This is a genomic window from Streptomyces sp. DSM 118878, assembly GCF_052936595.1.
Genome location: NZ_CP193622.1, coordinates 2,267,919 through 2,283,977, shown reverse-complemented (window position 1 = coordinate 2,283,977; position 16,059 = coordinate 2,267,919). Strand labels below are relative to the sequence as shown.

13 protein-coding genes are annotated in these 16,059 nt (G+C 73.3%); 9 read left to right on the top strand and 4 right to left on the bottom strand.

All coding sequences use genetic code 11. The features are described from left to right. Positions 1-122: 122 nt before the first annotated feature. From ACRAKF_RS09840 to ACRAKF_RS09830, 3 genes are read left to right on the top strand one after another with little or no spacing between them, the layout of a single operon-like run. Positions 123-1,250 carry a FecCD family ABC transporter permease gene (locus ACRAKF_RS09840; protein ID WP_447036558.1) on the top strand — a complete coding sequence of 376 codons (1,128 nt, stop codon included), beginning with the start codon at positions 123-125 and terminating at the stop codon, positions 1,248-1,250. After that, on the top strand, positions 1,247-2,275 hold the full coding sequence (locus ACRAKF_RS09835) for a FecCD family ABC transporter permease (RefSeq protein WP_447036557.1): 1,029 nt from the start codon (positions 1,247-1,249) through the stop codon (positions 2,273-2,275). Before ACRAKF_RS09840 ends, ACRAKF_RS09835 begins: the two co-directional genes overlap by 4 nt. Positions 2,276-2,304: 29 nt before the next feature. After that, the gene (locus ACRAKF_RS09830; RefSeq protein WP_447036556.1) at positions 2,305-3,156 is read left to right on the top strand and encodes an ABC transporter ATP-binding protein; all 852 of its coding nucleotides are present in this window, start codon (positions 2,305-2,307) and stop codon (positions 3,154-3,156) included. On the opposite strand, the gene ACRAKF_RS09825 is transcribed toward ACRAKF_RS09830, so the two are convergent. Then, positions 3,140-3,487, bottom strand: coding sequence for an alkyl sulfatase C-terminal domain-containing protein (locus ACRAKF_RS09825; protein ID WP_447036555.1), 348 nt, complete (start codon positions 3,485-3,487; stop codon positions 3,140-3,142). The genes ACRAKF_RS09830 and ACRAKF_RS09825 overlap by 17 nt on opposite strands. A gap of 42 nt (positions 3,488-3,529) precedes the next feature. On the opposite strand from ACRAKF_RS09825, the gene ACRAKF_RS09820 reads away from it, so the two are divergent. The 3 genes from ACRAKF_RS09820 to ACRAKF_RS09810 are packed head-to-tail and all read left to right on the top strand — an operon-like array spanning position 3,530 to position 5,602. Further along, positions 3,530-3,847: a hypothetical protein gene (locus ACRAKF_RS09820; RefSeq protein ID WP_447036554.1), complete on the top strand. Its 318-nt coding sequence runs from the start codon at positions 3,530-3,532 to the stop codon at positions 3,845-3,847. 7 nt (positions 3,848-3,854) lie between these two features. After that, positions 3,855-4,670 (top strand): TlyA family RNA methyltransferase, encoded by an 816-nt coding sequence (locus ACRAKF_RS09815; RefSeq protein WP_447036553.1) that lies wholly within the window; start codon positions 3,855-3,857, stop codon positions 4,668-4,670. Positions 4,671-4,696: 26 nt separating this feature from the next. Continuing rightward, positions 4,697-5,602 carry an NAD kinase gene (locus ACRAKF_RS09810; RefSeq protein ID WP_447041903.1) on the top strand — a complete coding sequence of 302 codons (906 nt, stop codon included), beginning with the start codon at positions 4,697-4,699 and terminating at the stop codon, positions 5,600-5,602. Positions 5,603-5,675: 73 nt separating this feature from the next. Here ACRAKF_RS09810 and ACRAKF_RS09805 read toward each other — a convergent pair whose 3' ends face one another. Further along, complete coding sequence (locus ACRAKF_RS09805) at positions 5,676-7,034, bottom strand: FtsX-like permease family protein (protein ID WP_447036552.1); 1,359 nt, start codon at positions 7,032-7,034, stop codon at positions 5,676-5,678. Positions 7,035-7,271: 237 nt separating this feature from the next. Here ACRAKF_RS09805 and recN point away from each other — a divergent pair, with 237 nt between their 5' ends. Continuing rightward, positions 7,272-8,999 (top strand): DNA repair protein RecN, encoded by a 1,728-nt coding sequence (gene recN, locus ACRAKF_RS09800; RefSeq protein ID WP_447041901.1) that lies wholly within the window; start codon positions 7,272-7,274, stop codon positions 8,997-8,999. A gap of 213 nt (positions 9,000-9,212) precedes the next feature. After that, positions 9,213-10,355, top strand: coding sequence for a glycosyltransferase family 4 protein (locus tag ACRAKF_RS09795; RefSeq protein WP_447036551.1), 1,143 nt, complete (start codon positions 9,213-9,215; stop codon positions 10,353-10,355). 18 nt (positions 10,356-10,373) lie between these two features. On the opposite strand, the gene ACRAKF_RS09790 is transcribed toward ACRAKF_RS09795, so the two are convergent. After that, on the bottom strand, positions 10,374-12,008 hold the full coding sequence (locus tag ACRAKF_RS09790) for a PucR family transcriptional regulator (protein WP_447036550.1): 1,635 nt from the start codon (positions 12,006-12,008) through the stop codon (positions 10,374-10,376). A 64-nt stretch (positions 12,009-12,072) separates the two neighbouring features. Then, complete coding sequence (locus ACRAKF_RS09785) at positions 12,073-13,902, bottom strand: glycoside hydrolase family 15 protein (protein WP_447036549.1); 1,830 nt, start codon at positions 13,900-13,902, stop codon at positions 12,073-12,075. 430 nt (positions 13,903-14,332) lie between these two features. Here ACRAKF_RS09785 and ACRAKF_RS09780 point away from each other — a divergent pair, with 430 nt between their 5' ends. Further along, on the top strand, positions 14,333-15,994 hold the full coding sequence (locus ACRAKF_RS09780) for a CTP synthase (RefSeq protein ID WP_447036548.1): 1,662 nt from the start codon (positions 14,333-14,335) through the stop codon (positions 15,992-15,994). Positions 15,995-16,059: the final 65 nt, after the last annotated feature.

The following is a 16,059-nucleotide window of genomic DNA, read 5'->3' as shown; positions in this document are numbered from 1 at the left end:
GATGACCGACGCGACGATGACTGCGGCGCGAGTTCGGCCCCGCCTTCCCTCGGGTTCACCCCGCTCTGCCCGGCGGGTTCCCCCGTCGAGAGGCGCCGGAAGGGTAGGCTAACCTAACCCGGGTGTTGGTCGACAGTCCCCAAGAAGGTCCCCAAGAAGGTCCCCAAGAAAGTCCCTCGGAGAGCCCGCGAGAAAGCGTCCCGGAGCCCCGCGCGGAGACCGCCCCCGCACCCCCCGGACGCCACGCGACACGCACCGCGATACGCACCGCGACACGCACCGCAGGGCTCCTCGTGGCGGTGGCCGTGCTCGTGGTCGTCTTCCTCGTGAGCATCGCGGTCGGCGCCAAGTCCATGCCCATGGAGCAGGTCTGGCACGGTCTTTTCCACGACACCGGAACCTACGGCGACGTCGTGGTCGGTGAGCGGCTCTCGCGCAGCGTGCTCGGACTCCTCGCGGGCGTCGCGCTCGGTCTCTCCGGCGCGGTCCTGCAAGCGCTCACCCGCAACCCGCTGGCCGACCCCGGACTGCTCGGCATCAACCTGGGCGCGTCCGCGGCGGTCGTCACCGCGATCAGCTTCTTCGGCGTCACCTCGCTGAGCGGCTATGTGTGGTTCGCCTTCGTGGGGGCGGCGCTCGTCGGCGTCCTGCTCCACGCCCTGGGCGGAGCGCGCGGCGCGACCCCGGTGCGGCTCGCGCTCGCCGGCACCGCGATCAGCGCGGCGCTCTACGGCTATCTCCAGGCCGTCATGATCATGGACGGTGCGGCGCTCAACAAGATGCGCTTCTGGACGGTCGGTTCGCTGGCCTCCGCCGGCATGGACACCATCCAGCAGGTCCTGCCCTTCCTCGCGGTCGGCACGGTACTGGCGCTCGGCCTCGCCCGGCCGCTGAACGCCATGGGCATGGGCGACGACACCGCCCGCGCGCTCGGCGCCCACCTCGCCCGTACCCGCGCGCTGTCCATGGCGGCGGCCACCCTGCTGTGCGGGGCGGCGACCGCGGCCTGCGGGCCGATCGTGTTCGTCGGCCTGATGGTGCCGCACGTCGTGCGCTCCTTCACCGGGCCCGACATGCGCTGGATCCTGCCGTACGCGGCTGTTCTCTCGCCCGTGCTGCTGCTCGGCGCCGACGTCGTGGGCCGCGTCGTGGCGCGCCCCGCGGAGCTCCAGGTCGGCATCGTGACGGCGGTCATCGGCGCGCCCGTCTTCGTCTTCCTCGTGCGCCGGCGGAAGGTGGCCCAACTGTGAGGGCGCTACGCACCAAGGGCGGCTTCTCCGTCAGGGTCGACGTCCGCGCCACGGTGGTCGTCACCCTGCTCGTGCTGGCCGCGCTCACCGCCGGCGTCGTCCTGATCGGCACCGGCGACTTCGCGATCCCGGCCGGCGACGTCGTCCGTACGCTGCTCGGCGACGGTGACGCCGGGCAGGAGTTCATCATCAACGAACTGCGGCTGCCGCGGGTACTCGTCGGGCTCCTGGTGGGCGCGGCGCTCGGCCTCGGCGGCGCCCTCTTCCAGTCCATCGCGCGCAACCCGCTGGGCAGCCCCGACGTGCTCGGCCTCGGGCAGGGCGCGACGGCCGGGGCGCTCACCATGATCGTCCTGTTCAAGGGCAGCGCGGCCGAGGTCGCGGGCGGCGCGCTCGTCGGCGGCCTCCTCACCGGCCTCGCCATCTACCTGCTGGCCTGGAAGCGCGGCGTGCACGGTTACCGGCTCGTCCTCGTCGGCATCGGCGTCTCCGCCTTCATCACGGCGGTCAACGGTTACCTGCTCACCAAGGCGGACTTCGTCGACGCCGCGCGTTCCGTGGTCTGGATGACCGGCTCCCTCGACGGCCGCGACTGGGACCAGGTGTGGCCGCTGCTGGCGCTCGTCACGGTCCTGGTGCCGGTCGTCCTCGTCCACGGGCGTCCGCTGCGGATGCTGGAGATGGGCGACGACGCCGCCCACTCGCTCGGCGTGCCGGTCGGGCGCACCCGCTTCGCCCTGCTGACCGCCTCCGTGTTGCTCACCGCCGTGGCCACCGCCGCCGCGGGCCCCGTCAGCTTCGTCGCGCTCACCGCGCCCCAGCTCGCCCGCCGCCTGACCCGCTCACCGGGGCCGAACCTCATGCCCTCGATGTTCATGGGCGCCGCCCTCCTGGTCGTCGCGGACTGGGCCTCGCAGCGGGCCTTCGGCGCGGACCGGCTTCCCGTCGGCGTCGTCACCGGCGTACTCGGCGGCTGCTATCTGCTGTGGCTCCTCGTCACCCAGCGCAGGGCGGGCCGCATATGAGCCGGCGTGAGGTTGCCATGCCGCCCGTCATGACCAGGAACGACCCCCAGAAGCAGGAGCTCGCTGCCGTGAACCGGCTCATCGCCGACGACGTCACCCTCGGCTACGACCAGCGCGTCATCGCGGAGAAGCTGTCCGTCGAGATACCCGACAACTCCTTCACCGTGATCGTGGGCCCCAACGCCTGCGGCAAGTCCACGCTCCTGCGCGCCCTGTCGCGGATGCTCAAGCCGTCCGCAGGACGCGTCCTGCTCGACGGGAACGTCATCCAGTCGATGCCGGCGAGGAAGGTCGCCAAGACGCTGGGCCTGCTGCCGCAGTCCTCCGTCGCGCCCGACGGCATCACCGTCGGCGACCTCGTCGCGCGCGGCCGCTACCCCCACCAGGGGCTCCTGCGGCAGTGGTCGCGGGACGACGAGCGGATCGTGGACGAGTCGATGGAGGCGACGGGCGTACGGGGGCTCGCCGACCGCCATGTCGACGAGCTCTCCGGCGGCCAGCGCCAGCGCGTGTGGATCGCCATGGCCCTCGCCCAGCAGACCCCGCTGCTGCTCCTGGACGAGCCGACGACCTTCCTCGACATCCAGCACCAGCTCGACGTCCTGGACCTGTGCGCGCGGCTCCACGAGGACCAGGGCCGTACCCTCGTCGCCGTCCTGCACGACCTCAACCACGCCGCGCGCTACGCCACGCACCTCATCGCCCTGCGCGACGGCGCGGTCATCGCTGAGGGCGCGCCGGCCGACATCGTCACGGCGGAGCTGGTGGAGGAGGCGTTCGGCATCCGGTGCCGGATCATCGAGGACCCCGAGACGGGGACGCCGCTGGTGATCCCGGCCGCCCGCACGGGGCGCGAGGCCGCCGCTAGAGCAGCGACCTGAGCTTGAGCAGGTCCCGGAAGCCCGCCTCCAGTCTGACCCTGCCCGAGGCCCACGCCTTCGCGAACTTCAGCTCGCCGTCGACCATCGCGACGAGGTCGTCGCCGGTCATCGCCAGGCGGATCTCGGCCTTCTCGCGGGGCGGCCCCGGGTGGCTGTCGCGCACCGTGATCCGGCCGTTTTCCAGGCGCCCGGTGAAGGTGGCGTCGAGGTCGGTGATGTGGCAGCTCAGCGAGCGGTTCAGGGCAGCCGCGCTGCGCACGTCGCCGTCGGCGGACGCGAGATCGTCCGAGAGCCTGTCGAGTGCGGTACGGCACTCCGCCATGGTCACCATCGTGATCGACGGTACCGCAGGGCTTCGCGGTAGCGTCATGCCATGAGCGACTCATACGCGGGCCGGGACGCGGCGGCGGAGGCTGCGGCGCAGGCTGCGGAGCCACAGGTTCCGGACGAGCCGTCGTACGACCCGGCGGGACCCGCCCCCCTCGGCGTCGAGCGCGCGCCCACCGGCGACGCGGACGTGGACGCCCACCTCGCCCGGCTCGGCGACGCCGACCACCTCGCCACCGACGGCCACATCGAGGTGTACGAGGATGTACACCGGGGTCTGCGCTCCGCGCTGACCGCGCTCGACGCGCGCCCCGGCCTCCCGGCCCCCACCGGGGTGCCCACCCCCTCGTACGACAGGAGCTGAACCGAACGTGGCAGGAGTGGCACGACGCCGACTCGACGCCGAGCTCGTCCGCAGGAAGCTGGCGCGCTCGCGCGAGCACGCGAGCCAGCTGATCGCCGCAGGCCGGGTCTCGGTCGGCAAGTCCGTCGCGACCAAGGCCGCGACCCAGGTCGAGACGGCCGCCGCGATCGTGGTCGCGCAGGACGGCGACGACCCGGACTACGTATCGCGCGGCGGGCACAAGCTCGCGGGCGCCCTCGCCGCGTTCACGCCGCGGGGCCTGGTGGTCGAGGGGCGGCGCGCGCTGGACGCGGGGGCGTCCACCGGCGGCTTCACGGACGTGCTGCTGCGGGCCGGCGCGGAGCGCGTCGTCGCCGTCGACGTGGGGTACGGCCAGCTCGCGTGGTCGTTGCAGAGCGACGACCGGGTCACCGTGAAGGACCGTACGAACGTACGAGAGTTGACGCTCGAAGCGATCGACGGCGTCCCCGTGGACCTGGTCGTCGGCGACCTCTCCTTCATCCCGCTCGGCCTGGTGCTGCCCGCCCTCAAGCGGTGCGCGGCCCCCGACGCGGACCTCGTCCTCATGGTCAAGCCGCAGTTCGAGGTCGGCAAGGAGCGGCTGGGCAGCGGTGGCGTGGTGCGCAGCACGGAGCTGCGGGCCGAGGCCGTGCGCGGCGTGGCGCGGCAGGCGTGGGGGCTCGGGCTCGGGGTGCGCGGTGTGACCGCGAGCCCGTTGCCAGGACCCTCCGGGAACGTCGAGTACTTTCTGTGGCTGTGCGCCGGGGCCGACGAACTCGACCCGGCGGATGTTGACCGTGCCGTGGCGGAGGGGCCCCGTTGACCCAGACCCGAGTGACCCAGACCCGAGTGACGCAGACCCGGGCTCGTACCGTTTTCCTGCTCGCCCATACCGGACGGCCCGCGGCCATCCGCAGCGCCGAACGCGTCGTCCAGGGGCTGCTGAGCCACGGCATCGGCGTACGGGTCCTCAAGGCGGAGGCGGCGGATCTGCCGCTGCCCTCCGAGGTCGAGTCGGTCCAGGAGGCGACGGCCGACTGCATAGACGACTGCGAGCTGATCGTCGTCCTCGGCGGCGACGGCACACTGCTGAGGGGCGCGGACTTCGCGCGCGCCTCCGGGGTGCCCATGCTCGGCGTCAACCTCGGGCGCGTGGGCTTCCTCGCGGAGGCCGAGCGGGACGACCTGGACAAGGTCGTCGACCGGGTGGTCAGCAAGAACTACGAGGTCGAGGAGCGCATGACGATCGACGTCCTCGTGCTCAGCAACGGCGACGTCGTGCACCGCGACTGGGCGATGAACGAAGCGGCCGTGCAGAAGGTGTCGCCCGAGCGGATGCTCGAAGTGGTCCTGGAGATCGACGGGCGGCCCGTCACCGGATTCGGCTGCGACGGCATCGTCTGCGCCACGCCGACGGGATCGACGGCGTACGCGTTCTCGGCGGGCGGGCCCGTGGTGTGGCCGGAGGTCGAGGCGCTCCTCATGGTGCCGATCAGCGCGCACGCCCTGTTCGCCAAGCCGCTGGTGACCTCGCCGGACTCGGTGCTCGCCGTGGAGGTCCAGCCGCACACTCCGCACGGCGTGCTCTGGTGCGACGGGCGGCGGACCGTGGAGCTGCCCTCGGGGGCGCGCGTGGAGGTGCGCCGCGGGGCGGTGCCGGTGCGGCTCGCGCGGCTGCACCACGCCTCGTTCACCGACCGCCTCGTCGCCAAGTTCGCCCTGCCGGTGCAGGGGTGGCGCGGGGCGCCGCAGTAGGCGTACGGGTACGGGGCCTCGGCGGGCTCAGAGCCTGTGTCATACGCCCCGACCGGGGCCATGACACAGGCTCTCACGTCGCGCCGAGGACGGTGATGGCACGCCGACGCAGCACCGCCCGCACCGGCAGGCCCGTGGCGAGCAGGGTGAGCAGCAGCGTGCCCGCCGCGATGGCCGTCGGCACGGCCCAGGGGAGGTACGGCACGGCGGTGCCGAACGCCGACGTGAGCATCGGCGCCAGGGTGGTGAACGCGATCACGCCGCCGAGCAGCAGCGCCGTACCCGCCACGACCACGGCCTCCCAGGCGGCCATGGCGCCGAGCTGACCGCGCCCGCTGCCCACCACGCGCAGCAGGGCGACATCGCGGCGGCGCTCGAAGGAGATCATGGCGAGGGTGTTCGCCGCGGCGATGGCGGCGAAGCCCGCGTAGAGGCCGGTGCCGACGTAGTCGAGCCAGACCTCGCCCGCGCCGCCCGCCGAGCCGGTGTGGTGCCGGGCCGTCGTCCGCATGCCGATCTTGGTGAGGCCGAAACCGACGACGAGGATCAGCGGGACGACCGCGGCGGAGAAGCGCCGTGGCTGGGAGCGGACGTTGCGCATGGCGAGGCGCGCGCTCGGGCCGCAGCGGCCGACCACCGCCGAGACCAGCACGGCCGCGGGGCCGATGAGACGCGGGCCGAGGAGCCCGGCGCCGACGCAGAAGAGGATGAGTACGAGGAAGGCGCCCTGGCCCGCCTCGTCGGCGGGCTGCCGCGACAGGAGCACGGAGACGACGCACGCCCCCGCGACCGCGATCACGCCCAGGGGCGCCCTCAGGAGGCCGAGCCCGCGCCGCCCGGTCGCCGCCTCGGCGAGGGCGCGCGCCGGACGCAGCAGCGAGAAGCGCACCGCCGCGAGCAGGGCGGCGAGCGTCGACGTCACCACGGCCACGCCGACGCACACCGGCAGGGCGAGCCAGCCGAACCGGAAGGTGGCCTCCCCGGGGAGCAGCCCGTGGGAGACCATGCCGGCGTGCCACCACCGGGCGACGAGCCCGCCGAGGACGAAGCCGGCGAGGGCGGCGGGGACCGACGCCGCGAGGGCCTGGACGGCCACCGCGCGGCGGACCTGGCGGGGTCTCGCGCCGATGGCGCGCACCAGGGCGATCTCGCGGTGCTGCTGGGCGACGGCGGTGCCCATGGTCGACGCGACCACGAATATCGACATGTAGATGGAACCGATCAGAAGGACGACGGCCATGTCGCCGACGCCGTTCTCCGTGATCTGCCGGCGGGCCGCGGGGGAGAGCCCGTCGACGCTCCCGCCGCTCGTCGAGCCGAGCATCATCGTCGACGCGCTCACCACCGTCGCCGCGAAGAGAGCGGCCACCGCGGTGCCCACGAATGCCGGGCGGTGTGCGCGCAGCGCCGCCTGTGCCAGTCCTGTCGCCATGTCGATCATGGTCGTGCCGGGGCGGGTACGGGGACCATGCGGCGGGCAGGTGGATCTTGCTGGGGTTAACCCCACCCCGGCGCCCGGCACCGTTTCGCGGGGGCGGCGGCGCGCCCACTCCCGCGAGTGACAGCGGGGCGCGTGGCCCCGCCGCCACCTGCGCCTTCGCCGAAGGAGCGCGGGGGCCGTCGCACACCGGGCCCGTGACCTCGTAAGGTCTTGTCCGTGTTGGAGGAGATGCGGATACGGTCGCTCGGAGTCATCGACGACGCTGTCGTCGAGCTCTCGCCAGGCTTCACCGCCGTGACGGGTGAGACCGGCGCGGGCAAGACGATGGTGGTCACCAGCCTTGGCCTGCTGCTCGGCGGGCGCGCGGACGCCGCCCTGGTGCGGATCGGCGCGAAGTCGGCGGTGGTCGAAGGGCGCATCGCCGTGCCCGCGGACGCCCCCGCGGCCGTGCGCGCGGAGGAGGCCGGGGCCGAACTGGACGACGGGGCGTTGCTCATCAGCAGAACCGTCTCGGCGGAGGGGCGCTCCAGAGCGCACCTCGGCGGGCGCTCGGTGCCGGTCGGGCTGCTCTCCGAACTCGCCGACGACCTCGTCGCCGTGCACGGCCAGACCGACCAGCAGGGCCTGCTGAAGCCGGCCAGGCAGCGCGGCGCCCTCGACCGGTACGCGGGCGACGCGGTCGCCGTGCCGCTGGCCAAGTACACCTCCGCCTACCGCAGGCTGCGGGCCGTCACCGTCGAGGTCGAGGAGATCACCACGCGCGCGCGGGAACGCGCCCAGGAGGCGGACCTGCTGCGCTTCGGCCTCGACGAGATCGCGGGCGTCGAACCGCGGGCCGGCGAGGACGTCGAGCTCGCGGCCGAGGCCGAGCGGCTCGGGCACGCCGAGGCGCTCGCCTCCGCCGCCACGTCCGCGCACGCCGCGCTCGCGGGCAACCCCGAGGACCCCGAGGTCATCGACGCCTCGACGCTGGTCGCGGGCGCCTCACGGGCCCTGGAGGCCGTGCGGTCGCACGACCCCGCCCTGTCCGCGCTCGCCGACCGCCTCGGCGAGATCGGCATCCTCCTGGGCGATGTGGCGGGCGAGCTCGCCGGATACGCCGATGACCTGGACGCCGATCCGCTGCGGCTCGCCGCCGTCGAGGAGCGGCGGGCCGCGCTGACCCAGCTCACCCGGAAGTACGGCGCCGACATCGACGCGGTCCTCGCCTGGGCCGAGGAGGGGTCGGCCCGCCTCGCCGAACTGGAGGGCGACGACGACCGCCTCGGCGAGCTGACCGCCGAACGCGACGCCCTGCGGGGCGAGCTGGCCGGGCTCGCGCAGGCGCTGACCGACGCCCGGCAGGAGGCGGCGTCGCGGTTCGCGGCGGCCGTCACCGAGGAACTGGCCTCGCTGGCCATGCCCCACGCGCGCGTGTCGATCGCCATCAGTGCCACCGAGGTCCCCGAGGGGTCGGACGGTGTCGTGGTCGACGGGCGCACGGTCGCCTACGGGCCCTCCGGCGTCGACGAGGTGGAGCTCCTCCTCGCCCCGCACCCCGGGGCGCCGCCCCGGCCCATCGCCAAGGGGGCGTCCGGCGGTGAGCTCTCGCGCGTGATGCTCGCCGTCGAGGTGGTCTTCGCCGGGACCGACCCCGTCCCCACCTACCTCTTCGACGAGGTCGACGCCGGCGTCGGCGGCAAGGCCGCCGTCGAGATCGGACGGCGCCTCGCGCGGCTCGCCAAGTCGGCGCAGGTCGTGGTCGTCACGCACCTGCCGCAGGTCGCGGCCTTCGCGGACCGGCAGCTCCTGGTCGAGAAGACCAACGACGGCATGGTCACCCGCTCCGGGGTGCAGGTGCTGGAGGGCGAGGACCGGGTCCGGGAGCTGTCGCGGATGCTGGCGGGGCAGGAGGACAGCGAGACCGCGCGGGCGCACGCGGAGGAGCTGTTGGCCACGGCCCGCGGGGACGTGTGAGCCCGGGGCGGGACGTGTGACCCCGGGGCGTGATGGGAACGTACGAGCCCCGTTGGCGTCACCCGTGTGGGTGAACCCGGGCCGGGAGTTGCCCGTCGGTACGCGGAAGTGACCTTTCGGCAGTGCCGGAACGTCCGTGCGGGCTGGCATCCTTGGCGCACCATCTGCTCGACCCCGTCCCCTGCCCGACGCACGACCAGGAGCCTTCGCCACGTGAGCCACGTGAGCAGCCACTCGCCGCACGGACTGACGCCACTGCACACCGTGCAAGTCCTCGGCGGTGGCAGCGCGGGCAGCGGCGTGCACGTCAGATCGCTGGCCGCGGGGCTGGCCGCCAGAGGCGTACGGGTCACCGTGTGCGCCCCTGAAGAGGCCGCCCGCGTCTACGACTTCGCCGGCGCCGGAGCCCGGCACATCCACGTGCCCCGCAGCGGCGACCCCGCCGCCGTGGCCGCCCTGCGCACCGCCTGCGCCGACGCCGACCTCGTGCACGCCCACGGACTGCGCGCCGCCCTGCGCGCCACCCTCGCCCTCACCGGACGCGGCGTCCCGCTCGTCGTCACCTGGCACGACCACACGCACGCCGAGGGCGCCCGCGTGAGGCTGGTCCGGCTCCTGGAACGACGGGTGGCGAGGGCCGCCACCGTGCTGCTCGGCACCTCGTCCGAGCTCGTCGACCGGGCCCGCAGCAGGGGCGCCAGGGACGCCAGGCTCGCGGCGGTCGCGCTGCCCGGACAGCGCCGCACCCGCGTCCCCGTGACGGAGGAGCCCGACCGCCTGCTGCACAAGTCCCGTGCCGAACTCGGCGCCGTGGACCGCCCGTTGGTCATGGCCGTCGGCGCCCTCGAACAGGGCCGGGGCCACACGCTCCTCCTGGACGCCACGCGCTCGTGGCGGCACCTGGACCCGCTGCCGCTCCTCGTCGTGGCGGGGGAGGGGCCCGAACGCCCGGCCATGCTGCGCCGCATCGAGACCGAGCGGCTGCCGGTCCGTCTGATCGGGCGGCGCGACGACATCCCCGACCTCCTCGCGGCGGCCGACATCGCGGTGCTGCCCGACAGCCGGGAGGCCCGCTCCGTACTCGCCCAGGAAGCGCTGCACGCCCGCGTGCCGCTCGTCGCGGTGGCGACGAGCGGTCTCGCCGAACTGGTCGGCGACGCCGCGGAACTCGTCTCCCCGGGCGACGCGGAGGCGCTCGGCACCGCCGTGGCGCGCCTGCTCGCCGACCCGGCCCGCCGCGCCCGGCTCCGGGAGAAGGGCGCGGCCCAGGCGGAGACGTGGCCGACCGAGGACGAAACGGTCACACAAGTGCTCAGCGTGTACGACGAGTTGACGCAGCCGCTGCCGTACAGCTGACGTCCGCCCCGCCCGGCGCTACGCCACGTGTCTGCGGGCCCGGAGCGCCAGGCTGAGCGCGAGCACCGTCTGCGGGTCGTCGAGGTCCGTGCCGAGGAGCTCGCTGATGCGGGCGAGGCGGTTGTAGAGCGTCTGCCGGTTGAGATGCAGCTCCCGCGCGGTCTCCGCCTTGCGGCCCGCGTGCGCCAGATACGTCTGGAGCGTGGGCAGGAGCGGCGGCTTCGAACGCTGGTCGTGGTCGCGCAGCGGGCCGATCGCGCGGTCCACGAACGCCGCGAGGTCGGGGTGGTCGCGCAGCCGCCAGAGCAGCAGGTCGGTGTCGAGGCGCCGCGCGTCGTACCAGGGGCGGTCGCCGAGGCCCTGCGCGGCCGTCGCCGTCTCCGCCGCGTGCCGCAGGCCCGCCGACGCCGCGGCCCAGCCGCCCGCGACGCCGACCACCACGACCGGCGGCTGCGCCCCGGGGCGCTGCAACCCGGCGCGCTCCACACCGGCCCGCAGCGCGGCGGCGACCCGGTCGGCGACCGAGGTCCGCTCGGACTCCGCGCGCAGCCCGAGGAGCAGCGGTACGCGGCCCTCGACGGGACGCACGCCGAGCAGCACCGGCACGCCCACCGACGCCAGCTCCTCCGCGACGGCCCGCGCGAGCACCGCCAGGCCGCCGCCGGTCGGCAGCCCGTCGGCGAGCCGCATCACCACCGGCAGGAGCGGGCTCCCGGTGGGCCCCGGCCTGAAGCCGAGCACGCGCGCCTGGGCGGGGGCGTCCTCGGCGGCGATCCGTCCCTCCGCGAGGTCGGTGAGGAAGTCGCCACGGCCCCGCGCGGCGAGCTCCTCCTCCTGGCGGGCCTGCATGAGCACCACCGCCAGGCTGCTCGCCGCCCGCTCCGCCGCGACGCGGTGCACCGGCAGCGGCGCGGACTCCACGGCGAGCAGCACGAGCCTGGCCCGTACGGAACCGGCGCCGGGCCCGCCGCCCGGCACGTCCACGATCACCGCGGCGGCCGGAGGGCCCTCCCGGTCCACGGCACGGCCCCGCAGCCCCTCCCAGACCTGGAGCGGGTCGGCGCACTCGGTGCCCGCCCCCGCGGCGTACAGGAGCTGCCCGTCCGCGGTCTCCAGGAACACCGGGTTGCCGCTGAACTCGGCGAGGATGCCGAGGACCTGCGGCACACCGCCCCCGCCGAGCAGCGCCTGCGTGCACCGCCCGTGCACCTCCTCGGCCCGCTGGAGCAGCGCGTAGTGGCCGTTGACGATCTCGGTGTGCACCTCTTCGGTGACCGTCACGAACGGCACCTCGCGGTGGAGCTGCACCAGCGGGAGCCCGGCCGACCGTGCCGTCTCCACGATCGCCGCCGGGAGCCGGTCGAAGCGCGGCCCCAGCTCGACGACCAGGGCGGCGATGCCGCGCTCGGCCAGCTTGCGCACGAAGGCCCGCTGGTCGGCCGGGCGGGTGCCGAGCCCGAGCCCCGTGGTGAGCAGCAGCTCGCCGCCCTTGAGCAGCGAGGCCATGTTGGGCACCTCGCCCGCGTGCACCCAGCGCACCGTCCGCTGAAGCCGCTCGGCGCCCGCGACGACCTCGGGGAGCCCGCCGCGCAATCCCGGAAGTTCCAGCGCGCGCTGCACGGTGATGCCGCCCCGGGGGCCCTGACTGTCCATGGCGCGGACGCTACCGGGGCGCGGGGGGAGACGGCATCCCCGTCCCCCCGCGCCCCGTACGGCCTCAGCCGCCGTACGCCCCCGAGGCCGTCAGCCTGAGGGCCGTGTCGATCAGCGGGACGTGGCTGAACGCCTGCGGGAAGTTGCCGACCTGCCGCTGGTTGACGGAGTCCCACTCCTCGGCGAGGAGCCCCAGGTCGTTGCGGAGCGCGAGGAGCTTCTCGAAGAGCTTGCGGGCCTCGTCGACCCGGCCGATCATCGCGAGGTCGTCGGCCATCCAGAACGAGCAGGCGAGGAACGCGCCCTCGTCGCCCTCCAGGCCGTCCAGGTTCTCCTCGTCGTCCGCCGTGGGGTAGCGCAGGATGAAGCCGTCCGGGGTGGACAGCTCCCGCTGGATCGCCTCGATGGTGCCGATGACGCGCTTGTCGTCGGGCGGCAGGAAGCCCATCTGCGGGATCAGGAGCAGCGAGGCGTCCAGCTCCTTCGAGCCGTACGACTGCGTGAAGGTGTTCCGCTCCGCGTCGTACCCCTTCTCGCACACGTCCCGGTGGACGTCGTCGCGCAGCTCGCGCCACTTCTCCAGGGGGCCGTCCACGTCCCCGGACTCCAGGAGCTTGATGGTGCGGTCGATGGCGACCCAGACCATCACCTTGGAGTGCACGAAGTGGCGGCGCGGGCCGCGCACCTCCCAGATGCCCTCGTCCGGCTCGTCCCAGTGGTCCTCCAGGTAGCGGATCAGCTTGAGCTGGAGCATCGAGGCGTAGTCGTTGCGGGCCAGGCCGGTCATGTGGGCCAGGTGGAGGGCCTCGGTGACCTCGCCGTAGACGTCGAGCTGGAGCTGGTTGGCCGCGCCGTTGCCCGCCCGGACCGGTGTGGAGCCCTCGTAGCCCGGCAGCCAGTCCAGCTCGGTCTCGCCGAGCTCGCGCTCGCCCGCGATGCCGTACATGATCTGGAGGTTCTCCGGGTCGCCGGCCACCGCGCGAAGGAGCCACTCGCGCCAGGCGCGGGCCTCGTCGCGGTAGCCCGTGCGCAGCAGCGACGACAGCGTGATCGCGGCGTCACGCAGCCACGTGAAGCGGTAGTCCCAGTTGCGGGAGCCGCCGATGTCCTCGGGCAGCGAGGTGGTGGGCGCGGCGACGATGCCGCCGGTCGGCGCGTAGGTGAGCGCCTTCAGCGTGATCAGCGAGCGGATCACGGCCTCCCGGTAGGGCCCGTGGTACGTACAGTGCTCGACCCACTCCCGCCAGAAGTCCTCCGTGGCCTCCAGGGCGTTCTCGGGCTCCGGCAGCGCGGGCTGGTCCTTGTGCGAGGGCTGCCACGAGATGGTGAACGCGATGCGCTCACCGGGCGAGACCGTGAAGTCCGAGTACGTGGTCAGGTCCTTGCCGAAGGTCTCGGCCTCGGTGTCGAGCCAGACGGAGTCGGGGCCCGCGACGGCCACCGTGCGGTGGTCGACCTTGTGCACCCAGGGCACCACACGGCCGTAGCTGAACCGCATCCGCAGCGCGGAGCGCATCGGCACCCGGCCGCTGACCCCCTCGACGATCCGCACGAGCTGCGGGGCGTCGGTGTCGCGGGGCGGCATGAAATCGATCACGCGGACCGTGCCGCGCGGTGTGTCCCACTCGGATTGAAGGACCAGGGAATCGCCGCGATAGGTGCGGCGCGCGGCCGTGGGCGGCTGCGCTTCCGGGTCGTGGGCCGGCCCGAGGCGCCAGAAGCCGTGCTCCTCGGTGCCCAACAGGCCGGCGAAAATGGCATGAGAGTCGAAGCGGGGCAGGCACAGCCAGTCGACTGTCCCGTCCCGGCAGACCAGGGCTGCGGTCTGCATGTCTCCGATGAGTGCGTAGTCCTCGATGCGCCCGGCCACGTGCATCTCCAGTCGAACGGCCACGTTCGCCCCGCGGGGCGCTTACTTACTGGTCAGCGGTCAAGTGATCGTTGACGAGCGCTTGTTCCGGGTGCAAGGCGGGTGGTGCCGTGTGCCGGATGGGGCTCGGCAGCGAGCGTCCGAGCAGGATACGACGCGCTTTGGTGATCTGCGCGCCCCTCCCGGCAACGAGGTGCGGCCGAACGGGTGAGCGGCAGGTGAGAGGCGGTGTACCTGCGCGTTTATGGCGCGGGCGTGTCTGTGACGGTGTGGTGCCCACCCAATGGCGGAGCGTGGCCGGAAGCGTCCCCCTCAGGTCGCTGATACCCTGGTAGCCCGTGAGCCGGTGGTCATTAGAACCCCCGAACCGCAGCGACGACACCTCCCCAGGATCCCCGGGTGAGCGTGCCGGAACGCATCCTTCAGACCGCGACACGGGAGCCCCCTCTTGGCCATGCAGCCCAAATCCAAGACGACCAAGCACATCTTCGTCACCGGGGGTGTCGCCTCGTCCCTCGGCAAGGGTCTGACTGCCTCCAGCCTGGGTGCGCTCCTGAAGGCGCGCGGCCTGCGCGTCACGATGCAGAAGCTCGACCCGTACCTGAACGTCGACCCCGGCACGATGAACCCCTTCCAGCACGGTGAGGTGTTCGTCACCAACGACGGCGCCGAGACGGACCTGGACATCGGCCACTACGAGCGCTTCCTCGACGTCGACCTCGACGGCTCGGCGAACGTGACCACCGGCCAGATCTACTCCCAGGTGATCGCCAAGGAGCGGCGCGGCGAGTACCTCGGCGACACCGTCCAGGTCATCCCGCACATCACCAACGAGATCAAGCACCGCATCCGCCGCATGGCGACGGACGACGTGGACGTCGTGATCACGGAGGTCGGCGGCACGGTCGGCGACATCGAGTCGCTGCCGTTCCTGGAGACCGTCCGCCAGGTCCGCCACGAGGTCGGCCGCGACAACGTCTTCGTCGTGCACATCTCGCTGCTGCCCTACATCGGCCCCTCCGGCGAGCTGAAGACCAAGCCGACCCAGCACTCCGTCGCCGCCCTGCGCAACATCGGCATCCAGCCGGACGCCATCGTCCTGCGCGCCGACCGCGAGGTGCCGACCGCCATCAAGCGCAAGATCTCGCTGATGTGCGACGTCGACGAGGCCGCCGTGGTCGCCGCCATCGACGCCCCGTCGATCTACGACATCCCGAAGGTGCTGCACACCGAGGGCCTGGACGCCTACGTGGTGCGCAAGCTCGACCTGCCCTTCCGCGACGTGGACTGGACCCAGTGGGACGACCTCCTGGACCGCGTCCACAGCCCGCGGCACGAGGTCACGGTCGCGCTGGTCGGCAAGTACATCGACCTGCCCGACGCCTACCTCTCGGTGACCGAGGCCATGCGCGCGGGCGGCTTCGCCAACCGCGCCCGCGTCAAGGTCAAGTGGGTCACCTCCGACGACTGCAAGACCCCGGCGGGCGCCGCCAAGCAGCTCGGTGACGTCGACGCCATCCTGATCCCCGGCGGCTTCGGCGAGCGCGGCGTCAACGGCAAGGTCAGCGCCATCCAGTACGCCCGCGAGAACAAGGTGCCGCTGCTCGGCATCTGCCTCGGCCTCCAGTGCATCGTCGTCGAGGCCGCCCGCAACCTCGCCGACATCCCGGACGCCAACTCCACGGAGTTCGACGCGGCCACCGCCCACCCGGTGATCTCCACCATGGCCGAGCAGCTCGACATCGTCGCGGGCGAGGGCGACATGGGCGGCACGATGCGCCTGGGCATGTACCCGGCCAAGCTCGCCGAGGGCTCCATCGTGCGCGAGGTGTACGAGGGCAAGGAGTACGTCGAGGAGCGCCACCGTCACCGCTACGAGGTGAACAACTCCTACCGCGCCGACCTGGAGAAGAAGGCGGGCATCCTGTTCTCCGGCACCTCCCCGGACGGCAAGCTCGTCGAGTACGTCGAGTACCCCCGCGAGGTCCACCCCTACCTGGTCGCCACGCAGGCCCACCCGGAGCTGCGCTCGCGTCCGACGCGTCCGCACCCGCTCTTCGCCGGGCTCGTGAAGGCCGCCGTCGAGCGCAAGACGGGCGCCAAGTCCGCCAAGTGACCTCAGGCGATACGGTTGCCGGGGTACGTGCCTCTCGGGGCGCCTACCCCGGTTTCTGTTTGCAC

What these genes read in the sequence shown, in the direction of transcription:
- ACRAKF_RS09830 (WP_447036556.1), top strand. Translation starts at nt 2,305, where the DNA reads ATGACCAGGAACGACCCCCAGAAGCAGGAGCTCGCTGCCGTGAACCGG.
- ACRAKF_RS09825 (WP_447036555.1), bottom strand. Translation starts at nt 3,487, where the DNA reads ATGGTGACCATGGCGGAGTGCCGTACCGCACTCGACAGGCTCTCGGAC.
- ACRAKF_RS09820 (WP_447036554.1), top strand. Translation starts at nt 3,530, where the DNA reads ATGAGCGACTCATACGCGGGCCGGGACGCGGCGGCGGAGGCTGCGGCG.
- ACRAKF_RS09805 (WP_447036552.1), bottom strand. Translation starts at nt 7,034, where the DNA reads ATGGCGACAGGACTGGCACAGGCGGCGCTGCGCGCACACCGCCCGGCA.
- recN (WP_447041901.1), top strand. Translation starts at nt 7,272, where the DNA reads ATGCGGATACGGTCGCTCGGAGTCATCGACGACGCTGTCGTCGAGCTC.
- ACRAKF_RS09790 (WP_447036550.1), bottom strand. Translation starts at nt 12,008, where the DNA reads ATGGACAGTCAGGGCCCCCGGGGCGGCATCACCGTGCAGCGCGCGCTG.
- ACRAKF_RS09780 (WP_447036548.1), top strand. Translation starts at nt 14,333, where the DNA reads ATGCAGCCCAAATCCAAGACGACCAAGCACATCTTCGTCACCGGGGGT.